This window comes from Bacteroides sp. D22 (genome assembly GCF_000163675.1).
Taxonomy (GTDB): Bacteria; Bacteroidota; Bacteroidia; order Bacteroidales; family Bacteroidaceae; genus Bacteroides; species Bacteroides xylanisolvens.
Genome location: NZ_GG774798.1, coordinates 261,571 through 279,454 on the forward strand (window position 1 = coordinate 261,571; position 17,884 = coordinate 279,454).

At 43.3% G+C, this 17,884-nt stretch carries 14 protein-coding genes and 2 pseudogenes; 8 read left to right on the top strand and 8 right to left on the bottom strand.

Annotation, left to right across the window (positions count from 1 at the left end; genetic code table 11):
* Positions 1–17 precede the first annotated feature (17 nt).
* From HMPREF0106_RS19250 to HMPREF0106_RS19230, 5 genes are all read right to left on the bottom strand, one after another.
* Positions 18–2,144 carry a penicillin-binding protein gene (locus HMPREF0106_RS19250; protein WP_032851055.1) on the bottom strand — a complete coding sequence of 709 codons (2,127 nt, stop codon included), beginning with the start codon at positions 2,142–2,144 and terminating at the stop codon, positions 18–20.
* A gap of 72 nt (positions 2,145–2,216) precedes the next feature.
* Positions 2,217–2,573, bottom strand: a complete 357-nt coding sequence (locus HMPREF0106_RS19245) for an FtsL-like putative cell division protein (protein ID WP_009039162.1) — start codon at positions 2,571–2,573, stop codon at positions 2,217–2,219.
* Positions 2,574–2,579: 6 nt separating this feature from the next.
* Positions 2,580–3,494, bottom strand: coding sequence for a 16S rRNA (cytosine(1402)-N(4))-methyltransferase RsmH (gene rsmH / locus HMPREF0106_RS19240; protein WP_009039163.1), 915 nt, complete (start codon positions 3,492–3,494; stop codon positions 2,580–2,582).
* The gene (mraZ, locus tag HMPREF0106_RS19235; RefSeq protein WP_004315379.1) at positions 3,481–3,951 is read right to left on the bottom strand and encodes a division/cell wall cluster transcriptional repressor MraZ; all 471 of its coding nucleotides are present in this window, start codon (positions 3,949–3,951) and stop codon (positions 3,481–3,483) included. The genes rsmH and mraZ overlap by 14 nt, the downstream gene beginning before the upstream one ends.
* 462 nt (positions 3,952–4,413) lie before the next feature.
* The gene (locus HMPREF0106_RS19230; protein ID WP_004315377.1) at positions 4,414–4,917 is read right to left on the bottom strand and encodes an RNA polymerase sigma factor; all 504 of its coding nucleotides are present in this window, start codon (positions 4,915–4,917) and stop codon (positions 4,414–4,416) included.
* A 258-nt stretch (positions 4,918–5,175) separates the two neighbouring features.
* Here HMPREF0106_RS19230 and HMPREF0106_RS19225 point away from each other — a divergent pair, with 258 nt between their 5' ends.
* Positions 5,176–5,994 (top strand): 1-acyl-sn-glycerol-3-phosphate acyltransferase, encoded by an 819-nt coding sequence (locus tag HMPREF0106_RS19225; protein ID WP_008642784.1) that lies wholly within the window; start codon positions 5,176–5,178, stop codon positions 5,992–5,994.
* 26 nt (positions 5,995–6,020) lie between these two features.
* Positions 6,021–7,037, top strand: a complete 1,017-nt coding sequence (locus tag HMPREF0106_RS19220) for a GNAT family N-acetyltransferase (RefSeq protein ID WP_004315373.1) — start codon at positions 6,021–6,023, stop codon at positions 7,035–7,037.
* On the opposite strand, the gene HMPREF0106_RS19215 is transcribed toward HMPREF0106_RS19220, so the two are convergent.
* The gene (locus HMPREF0106_RS19215; protein ID WP_008642786.1) at positions 7,009–8,355 is read right to left on the bottom strand and encodes a deoxyguanosinetriphosphate triphosphohydrolase; all 1,347 of its coding nucleotides are present in this window, start codon (positions 8,353–8,355) and stop codon (positions 7,009–7,011) included. The genes HMPREF0106_RS19220 and HMPREF0106_RS19215 overlap by 29 nt on opposite strands.
* 124 nt (positions 8,356–8,479) lie before the next feature.
* Here HMPREF0106_RS19215 and dut point away from each other — a divergent pair, with 124 nt between their 5' ends.
* From dut to HMPREF0106_RS19190, 5 genes and pseudogenes are all read left to right on the top strand, one after another.
* The gene (gene dut, locus HMPREF0106_RS19210; protein WP_004309527.1) at positions 8,480–8,911 is read left to right on the top strand and encodes a dUTP diphosphatase; all 432 of its coding nucleotides are present in this window, start codon (positions 8,480–8,482) and stop codon (positions 8,909–8,911) included.
* A gap of 24 nt (positions 8,912–8,935) precedes the next feature.
* On the top strand, positions 8,936–10,708 hold the full coding sequence (locus HMPREF0106_RS19205) for a tetratricopeptide repeat protein (protein WP_009039164.1): 1,773 nt from the start codon (positions 8,936–8,938) through the stop codon (positions 10,706–10,708).
* Positions 10,705–11,283, top strand: coding sequence for a DUF4292 domain-containing protein (locus tag HMPREF0106_RS19200; protein ID WP_008024136.1), 579 nt, complete (start codon positions 10,705–10,707; stop codon positions 11,281–11,283). Before HMPREF0106_RS19205 ends, HMPREF0106_RS19200 begins: the two co-directional genes overlap by 4 nt.
* A complete protein-coding gene (locus HMPREF0106_RS19195) occupies positions 11,280–12,581 on the top strand; it encodes a murein hydrolase activator EnvC family protein (protein ID WP_009039165.1) in 1,302 nt (433 codons plus the stop codon). Before HMPREF0106_RS19200 ends, HMPREF0106_RS19195 begins: the two co-directional genes overlap by 4 nt.
* Positions 12,582–12,601: 20 nt before the next feature.
* A pseudogene (locus HMPREF0106_RS19190) lies at positions 12,602–12,837 on the top strand (two-component regulator propeller domain-containing protein); the annotation flags it as partial.
* 124 nt (positions 12,838–12,961) lie between these two features.
* Here HMPREF0106_RS19190 and HMPREF0106_RS19185 read toward each other — a convergent pair.
* Complete coding sequence (locus tag HMPREF0106_RS19185; protein ID WP_008642801.1) at positions 12,962–15,523, bottom strand: hypothetical protein; 2,562 nt, start codon at positions 15,521–15,523, stop codon at positions 12,962–12,964.
* Between the two features lie 270 nt (positions 15,524–15,793).
* Between HMPREF0106_RS19185 and HMPREF0106_RS28205 the strand changes: the two are divergent.
* A pseudogene (locus tag HMPREF0106_RS28205) lies at positions 15,794–15,961 on the top strand (arylsulfatase); the annotation flags it as partial.
* A 101-nt stretch (positions 15,962–16,062) separates the two neighbouring features.
* On the opposite strand, the gene HMPREF0106_RS19180 reads toward HMPREF0106_RS28205, so the two are convergent.
* A complete protein-coding gene (locus HMPREF0106_RS19180) occupies positions 16,063–17,877 on the bottom strand; it encodes a glycoside hydrolase family 2 protein (RefSeq protein WP_008642803.1) in 1,815 nt (604 codons plus the stop codon).
* Positions 17,878–17,884 lie beyond the last annotated feature (7 nt).

The following is a 17,884-nucleotide window of genomic DNA, read 5'->3' on the forward strand; positions in this document are numbered from 1 at the left end:
TTTTTAATCTTTAATTTTTACTTTAGCGTCAGCGTCACCGTTTGTCCCTTCTTTACGATGGTTCCATTGGCTATCGACTGGCTTTTCACTTTGCCTACCCCGACCAGATTGACTTTCAATCCTTTGCTTTCCAACAAGTATACGGCGTCTTTCGCTCCCATACCTATCACGCTCGGCACAAAGTTCTGCATATTGCTCCGGCTTTCAAGAACCACCGCTTGCGGAGCAACGTGCGTATTCCCCCACACTTCTTTTCCAGAATCGGCAACTTTACCTTGTATATTAATCTCCAGCTCCTCCAATACCCGTTGAGCTTCGCGCATCTCTCCGGCTTTTACATTCGGAATGACTACGGAATTGGTGTCAATCGCATTGGTAAGCGGCAACCGCAGGTCTTTGGCATACACTCTTTCCGCAATCTTGCTGAATACACTACCTGCCATCAAACCTCCCGAAGCCGGCAAGCCCGGTTTCTGGATAGAGACAATCATACTATATTTAGGTGCCTCTGACGGAAAATATCCGCAGAAACTAACCAGGTAATTCGTTCTTCCCGTTTTGTATCCGGCTGCCCCCTGTGAAATCTGCGCCGTTCCCGTTTTGCCTGAAACGTGGAACTGCTTACTCCCTGCAGGCTTGGCAAGTCCTTCACCAACCACTTTCCGCAGTATTTCACGAATCTGTGCCAAAGTCTTATCCGAACAAATCTTAGGATTGATAACCTCTGTCGGATATTCTTTTACGACTTCCCCGTCTTTCACGGCAGCTTTGACAAATTTCGGACGTACACTGACTCCATTATTGGCTATTCCGTTGTAGAACGTCAGAATATTGATTGGAGGAACCTGTGTCTCGTATCCGATACTCATCCACGGCAAAGTGGTCTTTGCAAAATAACGTTCTTTCGGGCCACGGATATTCGGCTTCCCTTCTCCTGAAATCTGTAGGTGAAGCGGTTGGTCGATACTCATCCGTTTTAACCCGTCTACGAATTTCTGTGGATTGCTACCATAGAAATGATCTATAATATAAGAGGTACCGACGTTGGACGATACTCCCAGAATTTCTGTAACAGTCAACTTCCCATATCCTCCACGGTGCCAGTTGTGGTCTTTCATGACACGTCCGTACATCGGCATCTGTCCGTTGCCGGTGTCTACCACATAGTCCGGAGTAATCTTGCCGTCTTCGAGAGCTACCATAATGGAGGCCGTCTTGAAAGTAGAACCCGGCTCAAGCATATCACTGATGGCATTGTTACGCATTTCGTAATACTCGCCGTCCTTGCCTTGCATCATGTTGACGATGGCTTTCACTTCTCCGGTAGCTACTTCCATCAATACCACCACACCTACGCTGGCATTCAGCTCTTTCAGCTTGTCTACCAATGCTTTCTCGCAAATATCCTGCATGCCTACATCGATGGTACTAATCAAATCGCAACCGTCAACCGGCGGCACATCGACAATGTTCAGGTATTTGTTCATCACTTTTTGGCGGTGCGTCAGTCCGTCCCGTCCTTTCAGGATAGTGTCGAAAGCAAGTTCGATACCATTTCTGGCTCCTTTGGCTGTATCTGCATACACATCTCCCAGCGTACGGGCAGCCAGTGAACCGAAAGGTTTCTTGCGCTGATTATAAGCCTGTTCTTTGAATCCGCCTTTATACCGGTTCAAACAGAAGACGGGCAGTCTCTTTACCTCTTTATATTGTATATAGGAAATACGTTTCGGATAAATCAGATAATTACGGCTTTTTGCCTGGCGTCCTTTCTTGAGGTGTGCTTTGAATTGGGCTGCACTCCTGTCCGGGAATATCTTGTGAAGTCCGATACAGATGGAATCCATATTGGCATTGAGGATGGAGTCCCGGCGTGCCTGATCTTTCCGTCTGCGTTTTTCGTCCTTCTCACCGGACATAAAGTCCATATAGATTCTGTACTCGGGTAGCGAACTGGCCATCAGTTTACCGTCAGAAGAAATAATGTTTCCACGATTAGGTTTCACCGTCACATTCTCTTTTACGAAACGATCAGCCACATCCTGCCAGTATTGTCGTTCGGCAAACATGGTGATGCCTGCTTTTACAACAATAGCTATTCCTATCAACGCCATCAACAGGATGACGAAGAAGTAACGGGTCATTATGTTCTTTTTATTAACTGCCACAGTATTTGTCTTTTAAAAACTCTCAATTCTCAACTCTCCACTCTCCACTTATTTAATAAGGTAAGGAGGATGGGTTGATGTTTGCAAATCGCTTTCCTTGCTCGATATATAATCTTCAATGCGTGACTGGCGGCTCTTCTCCATCAGTTCCGAGCTGCGCGTCAGTGCGTCATATTTAATGTCTATCAATTCCTTTTTCAGCCGGTCTATCTCGATCTGTTGCTGTTGACTGGCATAACGATTGTGAATGTAGAAGATGATGAATACCATGATAAGTACCAGCAACTTCGTTTGACGGCGGAAAAAATCGGTAGCCAGAATGTCTCCACCCAGAATACTCTTCAGCGAGGTGCGGTTTTTCTTTTTGCCCTCTTCTGTTTTCTTATTTACTACTTCTTCTTCCATATCTTTTTATTTCTTTTCTGCAATTCGTAATTTGGCACTTCTCGACCGTGGGTTCCGTTCTATTTCTGCCTCGTCGGGGACGATTACCTTATTATTGACAAGGCGGAAAGGCGTTTGCAGATTTCCGAAGAAGTCGGATTCTGCTTTTCCTTCTACGTTGCCCGTCTTCATGATGTTTTTCACCATGCGGTCTTCCAATGAATGATAAGTGATTACTACCAGTCTGCCGCCCGGCTTTAATGCTTCCGTAGCTGCCTGCAACATCTCTTTCAGCGCTTCCATCTCTTGATTTACTTCGATCCGCAGTGCCTGGAACACTTTTGCCAGCTCTTTCTTTTCGCGTTCACGACCGAAAAGCGGTTTGATGATTTCCAGAAACTCACCGATAGTCCGGATATTCTGTCCGCTTCTGGCTTTAACGATGACAGAAGCCAGTTTGCGGCTATTCTTCAGCTCTCCGTACAGATAGAAGAGGTTTGCAAGACGTTCTTCCTCGTAAGTATTCACGATGTCTGCTGCCGTAATTCCGGCACGCTTGTTCATACGCATATCCAGCGCTCCGTCGAAACGGAAAGAAAAGCCGCGTTCGCTATCATCGAAATGATGGGACGATACGCCGAGGTCGGCCAGGATTGCATCCACCTGCTCGATGTCGTGATAGCGAAGGAAATTTTGCAGGTAACGGAAGTTGCTGCGCACGAAGATGAAGTGAGGATCGTTGACAATGTTCCGTTCAGCGTCCTCGTCCTGGTCGAATCCCAATAAACGTCCGCCTTCTCCGAGTCGTGAAAGTATCTCGCGCGAATGTCCCGCTCCTCCGAATGTAACGTCTACATACGTTCCGCCCGGTTGGATATTCATCCCGTCAACGCTTTCTTTCAGCAATACAGGTACATGGTATGTCAATTCATCTTTCTCCATCTTGTCTATTATCATCGTTCATAATTTCTTCTAATGCTGCACCGAACTCTTCAGGCGACATGAAAGGCTGTTCTGCCCGCTCTTTCGCCCAGATCTCTATCTTATTGTCGATGCCGATAAAACGTATATCTCCATGAATGCTGCAAATCTGCAAATATCGTTTGGGGATTAATATACGTCCGTTGCTGTCAGGTGTCACCACTTCAACGTCGCTCACAAACTGTCTGAAAATGAGTTGGTGTTTGCTGTTCCATTTGTTCAGCCTGCTGCGAAGCTCGTTCAACTCCTCGTTCCACACGCTCTCGGGGTACAGGGTCAAACAGTCCTGAAATACGTCTTTACGCATAATAAGCCTTTCTTCGGAAGCTGCTTGTAGTTGCTTCCTGAAGGTAGCGGGTATGAACACCCTTCCTTTGGCGTCCGCCCTGGCTTCAATATTTCCTAAAAAACGTATCATTACCTTATTATAATAAGCGACCGTAAAAGTATGAAATTCCCCACAATTCCCCACAACTTTCCATAAAAAACTTTCAGAGAAGTTTTCAACAGAATGTTAAATGTCTATTTGCTTGAAAATGATGCGGCTTTGAGAGTAGTCTGCTGGTGGGGGAGTTATGGCAGTAAAACGGGAAAAAATGTCTGTATAGGTGAATTTTAAATAATAGGGTAGTGAAGACTTCTTTTGATGCAATAGGAACTTGTACGACACCCGGGTCTCATCATACCTGACACCCGGGTGTCAGACCCATTGAGACCCGGGTGTTGTAGGTGTTGAGACCCGGGTGTCGTGCAACTAATCTTAGTAATAAAAGAAAAGGCAGAATATACCGGAGTATTTCTGCCTTTTAATCATTATCAAAACTAAAATCTGTATTAAAGAAGTATGTGATCCGAGATCACCAATTTATATAGTTAAGGTCTAGCGGAAGTCTTTCAATTCTTCCTGTAATTTCTGGCGCGTGAAGAAAATACGGCTCTTTACTGTGCCTAGCGGGAGGTTCAGTTTTTCCGCAATCTCACGGTATTTGAATCCTGAAACGTGCATGGCGAACGGAACTCTGTATTCTTTGGGGAGTTTGTTGACTACACGGTGCATCTCTTTCAGGTCGTATGCTCTTTCTGTGCTTTCTGAACTTCCGTCCTGTGGTAAATTCAGATGATAAAGATTATCCGTCTGATCGACGAATGTCTGGTCGCGAACTACCTTGCGGTAGTTGTTTATAAATATGTTGCGCATGATGGTATACATCCATCCTTTGAAATTTGTATCAGGGGTATATTTATCTTCATTATCTAATGCTTTTAATGATGTCTCCTGCAACAAATCGTTTGCTTCTTCACGGTCAGTTGTCAGTTTATAAGCGAAGCGTAGTAATTCATCTTGTACTCCTACTAAATCTTTTCTGAAGCTTAAACTTTTCATATGTGTTGCTTTTTAAAGGTGAATATTCGTTTGTTATTTTCGATGTTGCAAGTTTACGTGAATTTCTGAAACCCGATAGGGGGAAATCCGACGTTTTTATGCCCGAAAACTATCCGCGGATAGTTTTTAGGTTGTTTTTGATAGTTTTTGGGTGGTATTTTTTTATCTTCTGAACTTAAATCCTGCATTTTCTACCAAATTATTGCGATTAATAAAAAAGAACCGTTAATTTTGTGCCATCATTTTTATTTGAAAAGAATGACTGATGACTCTTTATTTTTGATTGATGTCGATAAGATACTTCGGACAAAGGCTCCGAAGCATTATAAGTACATCCCTAAATTCGTGGTTTCTTATCTGAAGAAAATTGTTCATCAGGATGAAATTAATGTATTCCTGAATGAGTCGAAGGATAGATTGGGTGTGGACTTTCTGGAGGCATGTATGGGCTTTTTGGATGCGAAAGTGGACGTAAAAGGCATTGAGAATTTGCCTAAGGATGGATTGTATACTTTTGTGTCCAATCATCCGTTAGGCGGACAGGACGGTGTTGCGCTTGGTTATGTGTTGGGAAAGCACTATGACGGGAAAGTGAAATACCTGGTGAATGATTTGTTGATGAATCTACGCGGATTGGCTCCTCTTTGCATACCTATTAATAAAACCGGCAAACAGGCAAAAGACTTCCCGAAAATGGTGGAAGCCGGATTTCAGTCGGATGACCAGCTGATAATGTTCCCTGCCGGACTGTGTTCGCGTCGTCAGAATGGAGTCATTCGTGATCTGGAATGGAAAAAGACATTTGTAGTAAAGAGCATACAAGCAAAACGTGATGTAATACCCGTGCATTTTGGAGGCAGGAATTCTGATTTCTTCTACAACCTGGCAAATATTTGCAAGGCATTGGGTATCAAGTTTAACATCGCTATGTTGTATCTTGCGGATGAAATGTTTAAGAATCGCCACAAAACTTTTACTGTCACTTTTGGCAAACCTATACCCTGGCAGACTTTTGATAAATCGAAAACCCCTGCGCAGTGGGCTGAATACGTAAAGGATATTGTTTATAAACTGTAACTGATAGAACAACTATAACAAGGAATATGGAAGAGATTATTAAACCGGTAAGCAAAGAACTGCTGAAGGCAGAATTGACGGAAGACAAACGCTTACGAATGACGAATAAGAGTAATAATCAGATTTATATTATTACTCATCAGAATGCTCCTAATGTAATGAGAGAGATTGGTCGTTTGCGTGAAATAGCTTTCCGTGCTGCTGGTGGAGGAACAGGTCTGTCAATGGATATTGATGAATACGACACGATGGAACACCCCTATAAGCAGTTGATCGTATGGAATCCGGAAGCGGAAGAAATTCTGGGTGGTTACCGGTATCTGCTTGGTACGGATGTGCGTTTTGATGAAAAAGGCGCGCCAATTCTGGCTACTTCCCACATGTTTCATTTTTCTGATGCTTTTATTAAAGAATACCTGCCGCAGACAATTGAGCTGGGGCGTTCGTTTGTTACGCTTGAATATCAGTCTACCCGTGCCGGAAGCAAAGGATTGTTCGCTTTGGATAATCTGTGGGACGGGTTGGGAGCGTTGACCGTGGTTATGCCGAATGTGAAGTATTTCTTTGGCAAGGTGACCATGTATCCTAGCTACCATCGTCGTGGCCGTGATATGATTCTTCATTTCCTCAAGAAACATTTTTATGATAAAGAGAAACTTGTTACTCCGATTGAGCCTCTGCAACTTGAGACTTCCGAAGAAGAGTTGAACGCATTGTTCTGCAAGAGTACTTTTAAAGAGGACTATAAGATATTGAATTGTGAAATCCGTAAATTGGGCTATAATATTCCTCCGTTGGTAAATGCGTATATGAGCTTAAGCCCTACGATGCGTATGTTCGGAACAGCTGTCAATTACGAGTTCGGTGATGTGGAAGAAACCGGTATTCTGATTGCTGTAGACGAAATTCTTGAAGATAAACGAATTCGACACATCCAGACGTTTATTGAAAGCCATCCGGATGCGTTGAGATTGTCTTCTTGTGAAGGGGAAGAGGTTTTTACTCCTAAAGTGGTTACACCGCAGGCAGACTGTTCCCGTTAATTTTACGATAAAGATCAAGAGCAAAGACGTCGGTCATTCCCGATATATAGTCAAGTACCGCCTGTATTCTTTCATAGAGTACGGGCGAATTTATATTGTATTGGCTGGATACCCGGTCGATCAGGAGTTTGGAATAAGCCTTTTCGGGTGAGGTTACGGCGTCTATCATCAATTCGAGTAAGGTACTGATGATGCGGAATCCCGCTAGCTCGATATCCAGTACGTCCCGTGAACGGTAGATTTTATTGATAGATACTTCGACGCTGTGTTTGTAGGCTGCTGCCGGACGTTCGGCTATGCGCTTGATTAGTGATCCTTCGAACGTGCCGGACAGTATTTCTTGTTCATGATCTAAAAAGACACGGGTACACTCCCGGATCAATAAACCGATGACGGAAGAACGCAGGTAGGCGATTTGCTCGTTGACATCATTGACAATCAGGAATGTTTTCCGGAGATGTTCCTGTCGCTCTTCGCTGAAATAGGTCATTAATAGTTCTTTGGTTTCTTCAGTGGTGAGAATCTTCAGTTTATATGCATCCTCAATATCCATCATCTGATAGCAAATATCGTCTGCCGCTTCCACTAAATAGACTAGTGGGTGGCGTGCATACTTCAAAGGATGCTCGTTGAGCAAGGTCAGTCCTAATTCAGTTGCTATTTTTTGGAAACTTTCTTCTTCGCTGACGAAGAATCCAAACTTCGATTTGGTTCCTGCAAGGCTCGATGAAAAGGGATATTTTACAATAGAAGCCAGAGTGGTATATGTCAGGACGAATCCGCCTTTGCGACGTCCTTCAAACTGATGTGTCAGTATTCGGAACGCATTTGCATTTCCTTCAAAATGTGTCAAATCTTCCCATTCCATCGGAGAAAGTTGCTCGCCGTTCGGCTGCTTTTCTTTCAGGCGAACTCCTTTCCCTTCAGAGAAAAAGGTAGAAATAGCCTTTTCACCTGAATGACCGAAGGGCGGATTACCCAAATCGTGTGCCAGGCAAGCGGCCGAGACGATAGAACCGATCTCCGGCAGGAAAGAATCTTGAAGTTCCGGATGACGTTCCAGAAGTGCTTTGGCAACATCGTCCCCGAGTGAACGGCCAACGCTGGCTACTTCGAGACTGTGCGTAAGTCGGTTGTGAACAAAAACGCTGCCCGGAAGAGGGAATACTTGCGTCTTGTTCTGTAATCTGCGGAAAGGAGCCGAAAAAATAAGACGGTCATAGTCCCGTTGGAATTCGGATCGGTTTTCCTGTCGTTCTTCATGGAATTCTTCCATCCCGAAACGTTTCGCTGATATTAGTTGTTTCCAATTCATCATTTTATTTACGATTTGACTATTTACTATTTACAATTTAGGGAACGGTACATTATTTAACTGCAAACTTAACTATTTTTCAGTTCAAAATGTGTATTTTCGCCCGTTAAATAGTAAACATGCATTTATGAATATTCAAGTTATCAATAAATCGAAGCATCCGCTTCCGGCTTATGCCACCGAATTGTCCGCAGGAATGGATATCCGTGCTAATCTTTCTGAACCTATCACACTGGAACCGTTGCAACGTTGTCTGGTGCCGACTGGATTGTATATCGCTTTGCCGAAGGGATTTGAGGCGCAAGTTCGTCCACGTAGCGGGCTGGCGATAAAGAAAGGTATCACAGTACTTAATTCTCCGGGTACGATTGATGCGGATTATCGTGGAGAAGTTTGTGTCATTTTAGTCAATCTCTCGTCCGAGGCTTTTGTTATTGAAGATGGCGAACGTATCGCGCAGATGGTGATAGCAAAGCACGAACAGCCTGTATGGCAGGAAGTGGAGGTGCTGGATGAAACGGAACGCGGAGCCGGTGGCTTCGGACATACCGGAGTATGATGAATGCTTAATCGAAAAAATAGAATGAAGATAAAAATAGGATGGCTGTTCGTGACGGTGTTAGTGCTCACTTCGTGTGGGGGAACCCGTTCTATGCGTACAGCAAAAACAGCAGTGAAGGCAGATGCATCCTTTTCGGTAAAAGAATCATTGCTTCCTGCTGAACAACAGCGTAAATATGACTACTTCTTTTTGGAAGCCATGCGGATGAAAGAAAAGAATGAGTATGATGCGGCATTTGGTTTGTTACAGCATTGTCTGGATATCAATCCGAACGCTTCTTCGGCGCTTTATGAAATATCGCAGTATTATATGTTCCTCCGCCAGGTGCCGCAAGGTCAGGCGGCTTTGGAGCAGGCGGTGGCTTTTGCTCCTGATAATTTCTGGTATAGCCAGGGGCTGGTTAGCCTGTATCAGCAACAGAACGAGTTGGATAAGGCTGTAACGTTGCTTGAGAAAATGGTAACCCGTTTCCCGTCAAAGCAGGAGCCTTTGTTCAGTCTTCTTGATATTTACAGTCGTCAGGAGAAATATAATGATGTCATTTCTACATTGAACCGCTTAGAGAAACGCTTGGGTAAGAATGAGCAGCTTTCTATGGAGAAATTCCGTATTTATCTTCAGATGAAAGATGATAAGAAGGCATTTCAGGAAATAGAAAGTCTGGTACAAGAATATCCGATGGATATGCGTTATCAGGTGATATTGGGAGATGTGTATCTTCAGAATGGAAAAAAGCAGGAAGCATACGATGCATATCAGAAGGTCCTGGCGATAGAGCCTGACAATCCGATGGCTCTTTTTTCAATGGCTTCTTATTATGAACAGACCGGACAGAAAGAGTTGTATCAACAGCAGTTGGATACTTTATTGCTGAATAAGAAGGTGACTTCGGATACCAAAATCAGTGTTATGAGACAGGTGATTGTGGAAAACGAACAGTCGTCTGTCAAAGATAGTACTCAAGTGATTGCCTTGTTCGACCGGATGATGAAGCAGGATATAGATGATCCGCAGATTCCGATGCTTTATTCTCAATATCTGTTGTCGAAGAATATGGAACAAGAGGCTGTGCCGGTATTGGAGCAGGTGGTTGATCTGGATCCTACCAATAAGGCTGCCCGATTGATGCTGGTTAGTGCGGCGGTGAAGAAGGAAGACTACAAGCAAATTATCAAAGTCTGTGAACCGGGTATTGAAGCCACTCCCGATGCGTTGGAACTTTATTATTATCTGGCTATTGCTTATCATCAGGCAGAACAGACGGATAGTGTATTGAGTGTTTGCAGCAGAGCATTGGAACATGTAACTGCCGATACTAGAAAAGAAGTCATTTCGGATTTCTATTCAATCATGGGAGACATTTATCATACCAAGAAACAGATGGCGGAGGCTTATGCTGCTTACGATTCGTCTTTGGTGTACAATCCTTCCAATATTGGCGCATTGAACAATTATGCTTATTATCTGTCTGTGGAACGTCGTGATTTGGACAAGGCGGAGGAGATGAGTTATAAAACGGTGAAAGCCGAACCTAATAATTCGACCTATCTCGATACTTATGCATGGATTCTTTTTGAAAAGGGAAACTATGCCGAAGCCCGTATCTATATTGACAATGCAATGAAGAACGATGGCGAGAAGAGCGATGTGATTGTGGAGCATTGCGGAGATATTTATTTTATGACCGGCGATGTGGAAGGTGCGTTGAAATATTGGAAGAAGGCACTGGAAATGGGTAGCGAGTCGAAAACGTTGAAACAGAAAATAGAGAAGAAGAAATATATTGCGGAATGAAAAGAATCATTTATCTACTGTTGTTGGTGGTAGTGGTGTTGGCCGGCTGTAAGAGTTCGAAGCACTTGGCAACCTCGGAAACAAAGACTTCAACAAAGGCTCCGACATCCAGTTACCTGGCTTCCAAGCTTCAGTTGACCATTCCCGGCAAGAAGGGAAGTATGTCTGTAGGGGGAACCATGAAGATGAAAACTCATGAGCGGGTACAAATCTCCTTATTGATGCCTATTCTGCGTACGGAAGTAGCACGTATAGAAGTTACTCCCGACGAAGTTTTATTGGTAGACAGGATGAATAAACGCTTTGTTCGTGCCACTAAAGCTGAATTGAAAAATGTATTGTCGAAGAATGTGGAGTTTTCCCGTTTGGAAAAGATATTGATGGATGCCTCTCTTCCTGGTGGAAAGACAGAACTGACAGGAAAAGATATAGGAATTCCTTCATTAGAAAAGGCTAAAGTCCAACTTTATGAGTTCTCCACACAAGAGTTTTCGATGACTCCGACGGAACTGACGTCTAAATACAACCAGATTCCTTTGGAAGAATTAGTAAAAATGCTGGTAGCTTTATTATGATGAAACGTTTCTTTGTTATTCTAATCAGTTGCCTGTGGTTGGCAGTTCCTCTTTTCGCTCAATCGAACAAGTTGATTCGTGAGCTGGAAAGTAAACGCGGTGCGCTGCAAAAGCAGATTGCCGAATCGGAATCTATATTGAAGGATACAAAGAAAGATGTGGGAAGCCAGTTGAATAGTCTGGCTGTGTTGACCGGACAGATTGAAGAGCGGAAACGCTATATCATGGCTATCAACAATGATGTGGAGGCTATCCAGCGTGAACTGGCTTCATTGGAGCGTCAGTTGCACGGACTGGAGAAGGATTTGAAAGATAAAAAGAAGAAATATGAAGCTTCTGTCCAGTACTTGTATAAGAATAAGTCGATAGAGGAGAAGCTCATGTTTATTTTTTCGGCAAAGAATCTGGGGCAGACTTATCGGCGTATGCGATATGTTCGTGAATATGCCACTTATCAACGTCTGCAAGGGGAAGAAATCCTAAAGAAACAGGATCAGATACGCAAGAAGAAAGCGGAACTTCAACAGGTGAAAATTGCCAAAGAGAACCTGCTACAAGAACGTGAGAGCGAAAAGGTGAAGTTGGAAGAGCAGGAAAAAGAGAAACGCACGTTGGTGACTAATCTGCAAAAGAAGCAGAAAGGATTGCAGAATGAGATAAATAAAAAACGCAGGGAAGCCAATCAGCTGAATGCCCGCATCGATAAATTAATTGCGGAAGAAATAGAGCGTGCCCGTAAGCGTGCGCAGGAAGAAGCTCGTCGTGAAGCGGCTGCCCGTAAGAAAGAGGAAAGCAAGGAGGGAAAATCTGCTGCAACGGAAACAGCCGCCAAATCGAAACCTCTTGAGGCTTATACCATGAGTAAGGCGGATCGGGAATTATCAGGTAACTTTGCCGCGAATCGCGGGAAATTGCCAATGCCTATATCCGGCGCTTATATTATCACCAGCCGTTACGGACAATATGCCGTAGAGGGGTTGCGCAACGTGAAACTGGATAACAAGGGTATTGATATTCAGGGAAAACCGGGTGCACAGGCACGTGCCATTTTTGATGGGAAGGTGGCGGCTGTGTTCCAATTGAACGGATTATTTAATGTCCTCATTCGTCATGGCAATTATATTTCTGTTTATTGCAATCTTTCTTCTGCATCCGTCAAAGCCGGTGACACGGTGAAGACGAAGCAATCCATCGGTCAGGTCTTTTCTGACGGTACGGATAATGGACGGACGGTATTGCACTTCCAGTTGCGTAGGGAGAAAGAAAAGTTGAATCCTGAACCTTGGCTGAACCGATAATTGAATAAAAAACACGTAGAATGAAGTTAACTAAAATACTAATATGCTTGCTGATCTTCTGGACCGGAACACTATCCGCGTCTCCTTATTTTTCGTTCAAGAAATATCAGGTAGAAGATGGATTGTCTCATAATACCGTGTGGTGCGCCCTTCAAGATAGTTATGGCTTTATCTGGTTGGGTACCAGTGACGGACTGAACCGTTATGACGGGCGGGGCAATAAAGTGTACTGAATGTTCTCAATGATAAACTGTCATTCTGTTTAAAATGGAATTAATAGAAAATTAAATGAATAATGGGGATGAAGGATTTCGGATCAGGAATAACTTCATCCCCATTAATAATATTTGAATATTGGGTTATTTATTCTACAACAAGAACTATTGCTCCGCTTGCCCGATTGTAGAATACTTCATACTTCCTATTTGTCCATCCTTACTCATCGTTTCCGCCTGAATAATCACCGGAGTGGAATATTGGTTATTGTAACATTCAATCACAGCTTTTCCATTTTCATCTGTCCGTACAGACGGATTCCAGTAGAGTGTTCGTCTTTTGTCCACTTTATCCATATACAATTCTTTGGTCGGGTAGGTAGGCGAATAATATTCCAGTGCATGAGTATATCCCTGAATGACCGTTTGCCGGGTACCAAGTACGGCAGTCTGACTTTTGTTTAATACATCACGTCTGGGTAGGGGAATCAGGTAGAAAACACTGTATTTATCCAGTTTGCTGATATCCACTCCCGTACTATCCGTAACTTCGGACATTTTGGTGTTTTGGATAATCTCGTCATTGATGCCTCCTGTTCCTTTGCTGATGATGATAGAAGCCAATCCATCCACTTCGGTCAACATCATTTGAGTTTCTGTCTCGGATAAAATGTGGTTATCCATGATATAGCAGATCGGTTTCTGCCGATAAGTAAGCTTGTCATTGCTACGATCCCAATCGAATTGCGGACTTAACTTTTCCATTAATTCCGGAATAGTTGTGACAATCTTCCCATTGTCACGTAATAAATCTACAGAGCGGCGTACGTCGTAATAAGCGTCGATGCTTTTCTCATTGATTTTAGTAGCCATATTACTTCCTTGCCGGCGTTTGCTTTTTATTTCCACTTCATCCAATACATAAAGTCCTTCTACTTTCCGGATAGAATCCATATATAGAGAATCAAAATTCTCGGCTTTTTGTTGCCAGTGGGTCAAGTCCTTCCATTCAGGATGAAGCTCCTTGTAACCATAGGCTCGGGGAGCAGGTGAGAAATTACGGTCGATCAGGATGGATGCATCCTTGTTGCGTTCTTTACCGACTTTCCGGGTTTGGATTACCGCTTCTGTAGTTCCTTCAAAGTCTTCTACAGGAATGGTGAAACGACCGTTTTCATCGGTCACGGTTCCTCCGGTGATAAATTGGTCATCTTTCTTCACTATCACACTAAGCGCTATATCTTTCAGCTTATTTTTGAGGATCGTTGATTTAACCTGCCCGTTCAGCACTAATTGTGCTTCCGGTAACTGCAATGGAGTGAAAGGAGTAGTAGAAATGGCTTGGCTCATGTCGTATTTACGCCATCCATGCACCATTAATAATATATCCAGTTCCGTTTGCTTACGGGGAGACGGCGATGCAAAATAATAACCGGGCTGATGGATATATCCTTTTAAATCAGATGTTAACAGCAAATCAGTGAAGATGTTGTTATCATACTCCAGATAATCCGACCGGACGGCATCCCGGATACTGACCGATACATCTCCCGATACCGGTTCTCCCTTAGCATTTCTTACCTGTAATTCACAGTGAATAGGAGCGTAGGGAGTATACACCTCTTTCAGTCCCTCTGCGGATAGTTGTAGAGGAGCACGTGGATTGGAAAAGACAAAACGCTCGCATAACGTATTACCAGCCCGGTTGATGAGGCTGACTTGCAGTACGCCTGCCGGTAGTTTGCGGGTAGGCAGAATGAACTCTTGTGGAGCGTCCGCCCGGCAACTAATCAATTGATGAACATACGGGCGTCCCTGATGACTGATAAATACAGCCAATGTATCTTGAGGAGTAGCGGCATTGCAGGATACTTTCACCAAAAGGGCACCGGCATTGTTGACAGTACTCAATACATACCCGTTAGGCAATGCCTGTGGAAGGGTAAATTCATACTTCTTTCCTTGAAAATTGACTTTGGCAACGGCCGGTTGTGCAGAAGGTGTATATTCAAAATGCCCCATTCCATCGTGTAAAGTCTCGAAAGAAGTGATTTCTGCTCCTTCTTTGGTATAAATCGTTCCCGACAGTTCTATATTCCCTTCATCTTTACTCTCCGCCTTGAAAGCCACTTGCGAAGTCACTCCTTTCACTAATTGCCCTCCTTCGGGAAAAAAACGTACACTCAACTTCTCCTTTGTTTCTGACGGACGGTTTTCCATCGACGGACTAAGTTCATAAGTTGTGATACTACGTTCCAGCTTATCACTATTTGCCAGTTGATAAATAGGGAAAGTACGTGAGAAATACTGCGGTTCGTTGAAAGCAAGCATCCAGCGGGTATAGGCACGTACCTCATAATAGCCGGATAACATGGAACGGGGAAGAACGAATTGTCCGTTTCCTTCTCCCTGCGTCAGTTTGATGATTTGTTTATCTGCTATATGTCCTGTCTGGTCCACCAGTTCTACATACAGAGGGCGGCTGATCTGACTGAAAATCTGTTGTTCGGCAAGAGTGACATAAGCCTTAAACCAGATTGTATCTCCGACATAATAACTCGTGTTGTCAAAATGTAAATACGTTTTTTCCCGTGGAAAGTTGTTGGCAAATGTCTGGGCTTGGTTCATGTATTGCGCAAATACAGTTTTAGCAGGAGGTGTTTCTCCCCATGCTATTGCTAATGATAAGCAAAAAGAAAGAAGAAAAGTAATTCGTTGGTTTTTCATCTCAGTAGTTTTTTTAACTAAAATACAAAGTTAGAATATATTGGCCTAAAAATAGAAAACTAATTGTTCAATAAACGAAAAAAACTATTCACAGTAAAACAAAAGTTCACAAAAACGTTATATGTCTGTTTAGTATCATATATACCTTATTTTGTTCTTTATTGGTTAGCATTTTCCTTCTTTTTCCACAAACTTCTCAATTTTTGTTTTTCCAGATAATTGATAATACTATGGAAAAGAAGAATTACTTAATAACTGCCCCTTTGGTTAGAAAAAGAAAACATTATCGGTGATAAGCGTTACGAAAATGAGGTGAAAGAGATGAAACGGACTATGAAGCAATATGTGGAACAAGGGCGTTCTACTTCCAGTGAAAAAGTATCGAATGATACGAAGAATAACTGGAATCAAGTAAAGATCTTTATGCAAGAAAAATAAACCTGTCAGAAGAGGAAATAAGATATAAGAAAACAGCACCCTGAATAGACGTCAGAGGTGCTGTTTTTAGTTCAACAAGGAAAAGAGTATTATTCTATTTATTATTTATTCAGAGAGTTACAGATCTGTTGGTTGATTTCTCTGACTTTAGCTTCATTCATCTTGATAACTTTACGGTCATAAGTCATCAGACCGTTGATTTCACCTTCTACGTCTGTTGTCTGGGTATATACGGCAGCAGAGAATCCTTTCTGGATCAATTCCAACAGATGTTTGCCATATTTAATGTATTCGTTCGTTACTTCGTCCGATGTATTGAACTTCACATAACCCCAGTTTTTCTTGTCATTCACCCAAGTGTTTCCTTCTACTACCAAGCCGATACCTCCATATTCACCCAATACGGTGGCGCGTCTCGGATCGTAAAGGAACATGTTCGGGCCCGGATAGTGGTGAAGGTCGAGAATATCGCCACAAGTATAGTGATTACCACCACTGGCAGGATTCACTAGGCGGCTAGGATCGTATTCTTTGGTCCATGCTACGATTTCCGGAGTCTTGAATTGTCCCCATGCTTCATTGAAAGGAACCCATACGGCGATACTCGGATAAGAATACAGACAGTCGATGATTTCTTTCCACTCTTTGCAGTAGTTAGCTTCAGAAGCAGCAGAACGAATCACTTCCGTACCGTTGAAATAGTTGCGTGCCTGCCACTGTGGGCTAGGACCACCGTTCGGCATATCTTGCCATACGATCAATCCTAATTGGTCGCAATGAGTGTACCAGCGTGCAGGTTCTACTTTGACGTGCTTACGTACCATGTTGTAGCCGAAGTCTTTCGTCTTCTTCAAGTCATAAACCAATGCTTCATCTGTCGGTGCAGTATACAAACCGTCAGGCCACCATCCCTGGTCGAGCGGACCGAACTGGAAATAGTCTTTGTTGTTCAATTGCAGGCGAGTGATGCCATTCTGACCTTTGCGGATAGAATATTTACGCATAGCCGTATAACTCTTTACCTGGTCTATTGCTTTTCCGTCTTTATACAGAGTCACTTCCATGTTGTAGAGGAAAGGAGAGTCCGGAGACCACAGTTTAGCATTAGCAGGCATTGCCAGTTCAACAGGTACTCCGTTCAACGCTGCACCTTTGGCTACAAGGTTCTTGCCATCGAATACTTTTACTTCTACTTTGTCTGCAGAGGTCGTATTGGCAGCAACTTCTACCTTAACAGAATTATTGTCAATATTAGGAGTAGTTTTCAGATTAGTGATGTATTGTGTTGCTACCGGTTCCAACCACACTGTTTGCCAGATACCTGTAACCGGAGTGTACCAAATGCCATGAGGATTTGCTATTTGCTTTCCTCTGGGTTGTTCGCCACGATCTGAAGGGTCCCATACTTTTACTACCAAGTCATTATTTCCTTTATTAAGTACAGAAGTAATATCGAAATAGAAAGGAGTGAATCCACCTGTGTGTTCGCCTACTTTTACATCATTCACCCAAACTTCTGCTTTCCAGTCTACCGCACCGAAATGCAACAGGATTTGTTTACCACGCCAGGCAGAAGGAATGTCGAAAGTACGTTGGTACCACAGTTCTTCTTTCTCGTTTATCATTTTGCCTACGCCTGATAAAGACGATTCTACGGCAAAAGGAACAAGAATATCACCCTGGTAAGCGGCAGGTGCAGGAGTACCTTTGGGAGTGATTGCATATTTCCAAAGCCCGTTCAGGTTTTTCCAGTCACTGCGTTCCATGATAGGACGCGGATATTCCGGTAATACGTTTTTAGGATCAAGCTGTTCTCCCCACGATGTCTTGATTTTGTCACCGGCAGGTTTCCATTGAGCAAAAGTCGAACTGCATAGAGCCAATACAAACAGTATTGTTAGAAAATTCTTTTTCATGATAAAT

Coding starts and splice junctions, on each gene's coding strand:
- HMPREF0106_RS19250 (WP_032851055.1), bottom strand. CDS start 2,144: ATGACCCGTTACTTCTTCGTCATCCTGTTGATGGCGTTGATAGGAATA.
- HMPREF0106_RS19245 (WP_009039162.1), bottom strand. CDS start 2,573: ATGGAAGAAGAAGTAGTAAATAAGAAAACAGAAGAGGGCAAAAAGAAA.
- rsmH (WP_009039163.1), bottom strand. CDS start 3,494: ATGGAGAAAGATGAATTGACATACCATGTACCTGTATTGCTGAAAGAA.
- mraZ (WP_004315379.1), bottom strand. CDS start 3,951: ATGATACGTTTTTTAGGAAATATTGAAGCCAGGGCGGACGCCAAAGGA.
- HMPREF0106_RS19230 (WP_004315377.1), bottom strand. CDS start 4,917: ATGAAAAGTTTAAGCTTCAGAAAAGATTTAGTAGGAGTACAAGATGAA.
- HMPREF0106_RS19225 (WP_008642784.1), top strand. CDS start 5,176: ATGACTGATGACTCTTTATTTTTGATTGATGTCGATAAGATACTTCGG.
- HMPREF0106_RS19220 (WP_004315373.1), top strand. CDS start 6,021: ATGGAAGAGATTATTAAACCGGTAAGCAAAGAACTGCTGAAGGCAGAA.
- HMPREF0106_RS19215 (WP_008642786.1), bottom strand. CDS start 8,355: ATGATGAATTGGAAACAACTAATATCAGCGAAACGTTTCGGGATGGAA.
- dut (WP_004309527.1), top strand. CDS start 8,480: ATGAATATTCAAGTTATCAATAAATCGAAGCATCCGCTTCCGGCTTAT.
- HMPREF0106_RS19205 (WP_009039164.1), top strand. CDS start 8,936: ATGAAGATAAAAATAGGATGGCTGTTCGTGACGGTGTTAGTGCTCACT.
- HMPREF0106_RS19200 (WP_008024136.1), top strand. CDS start 10,705: ATGAAAAGAATCATTTATCTACTGTTGTTGGTGGTAGTGGTGTTGGCC.
- HMPREF0106_RS19195 (WP_009039165.1), top strand. CDS start 11,280: ATGATGAAACGTTTCTTTGTTATTCTAATCAGTTGCCTGTGGTTGGCA.
- HMPREF0106_RS19185 (WP_008642801.1), bottom strand. CDS start 15,523: ATGAAAAACCAACGAATTACTTTTCTTCTTTCTTTTTGCTTATCATTA.
- HMPREF0106_RS19180 (WP_008642803.1), bottom strand. CDS start 17,877: ATGAAAAAGAATTTTCTAACAATACTGTTTGTATTGGCTCTATGCAGT.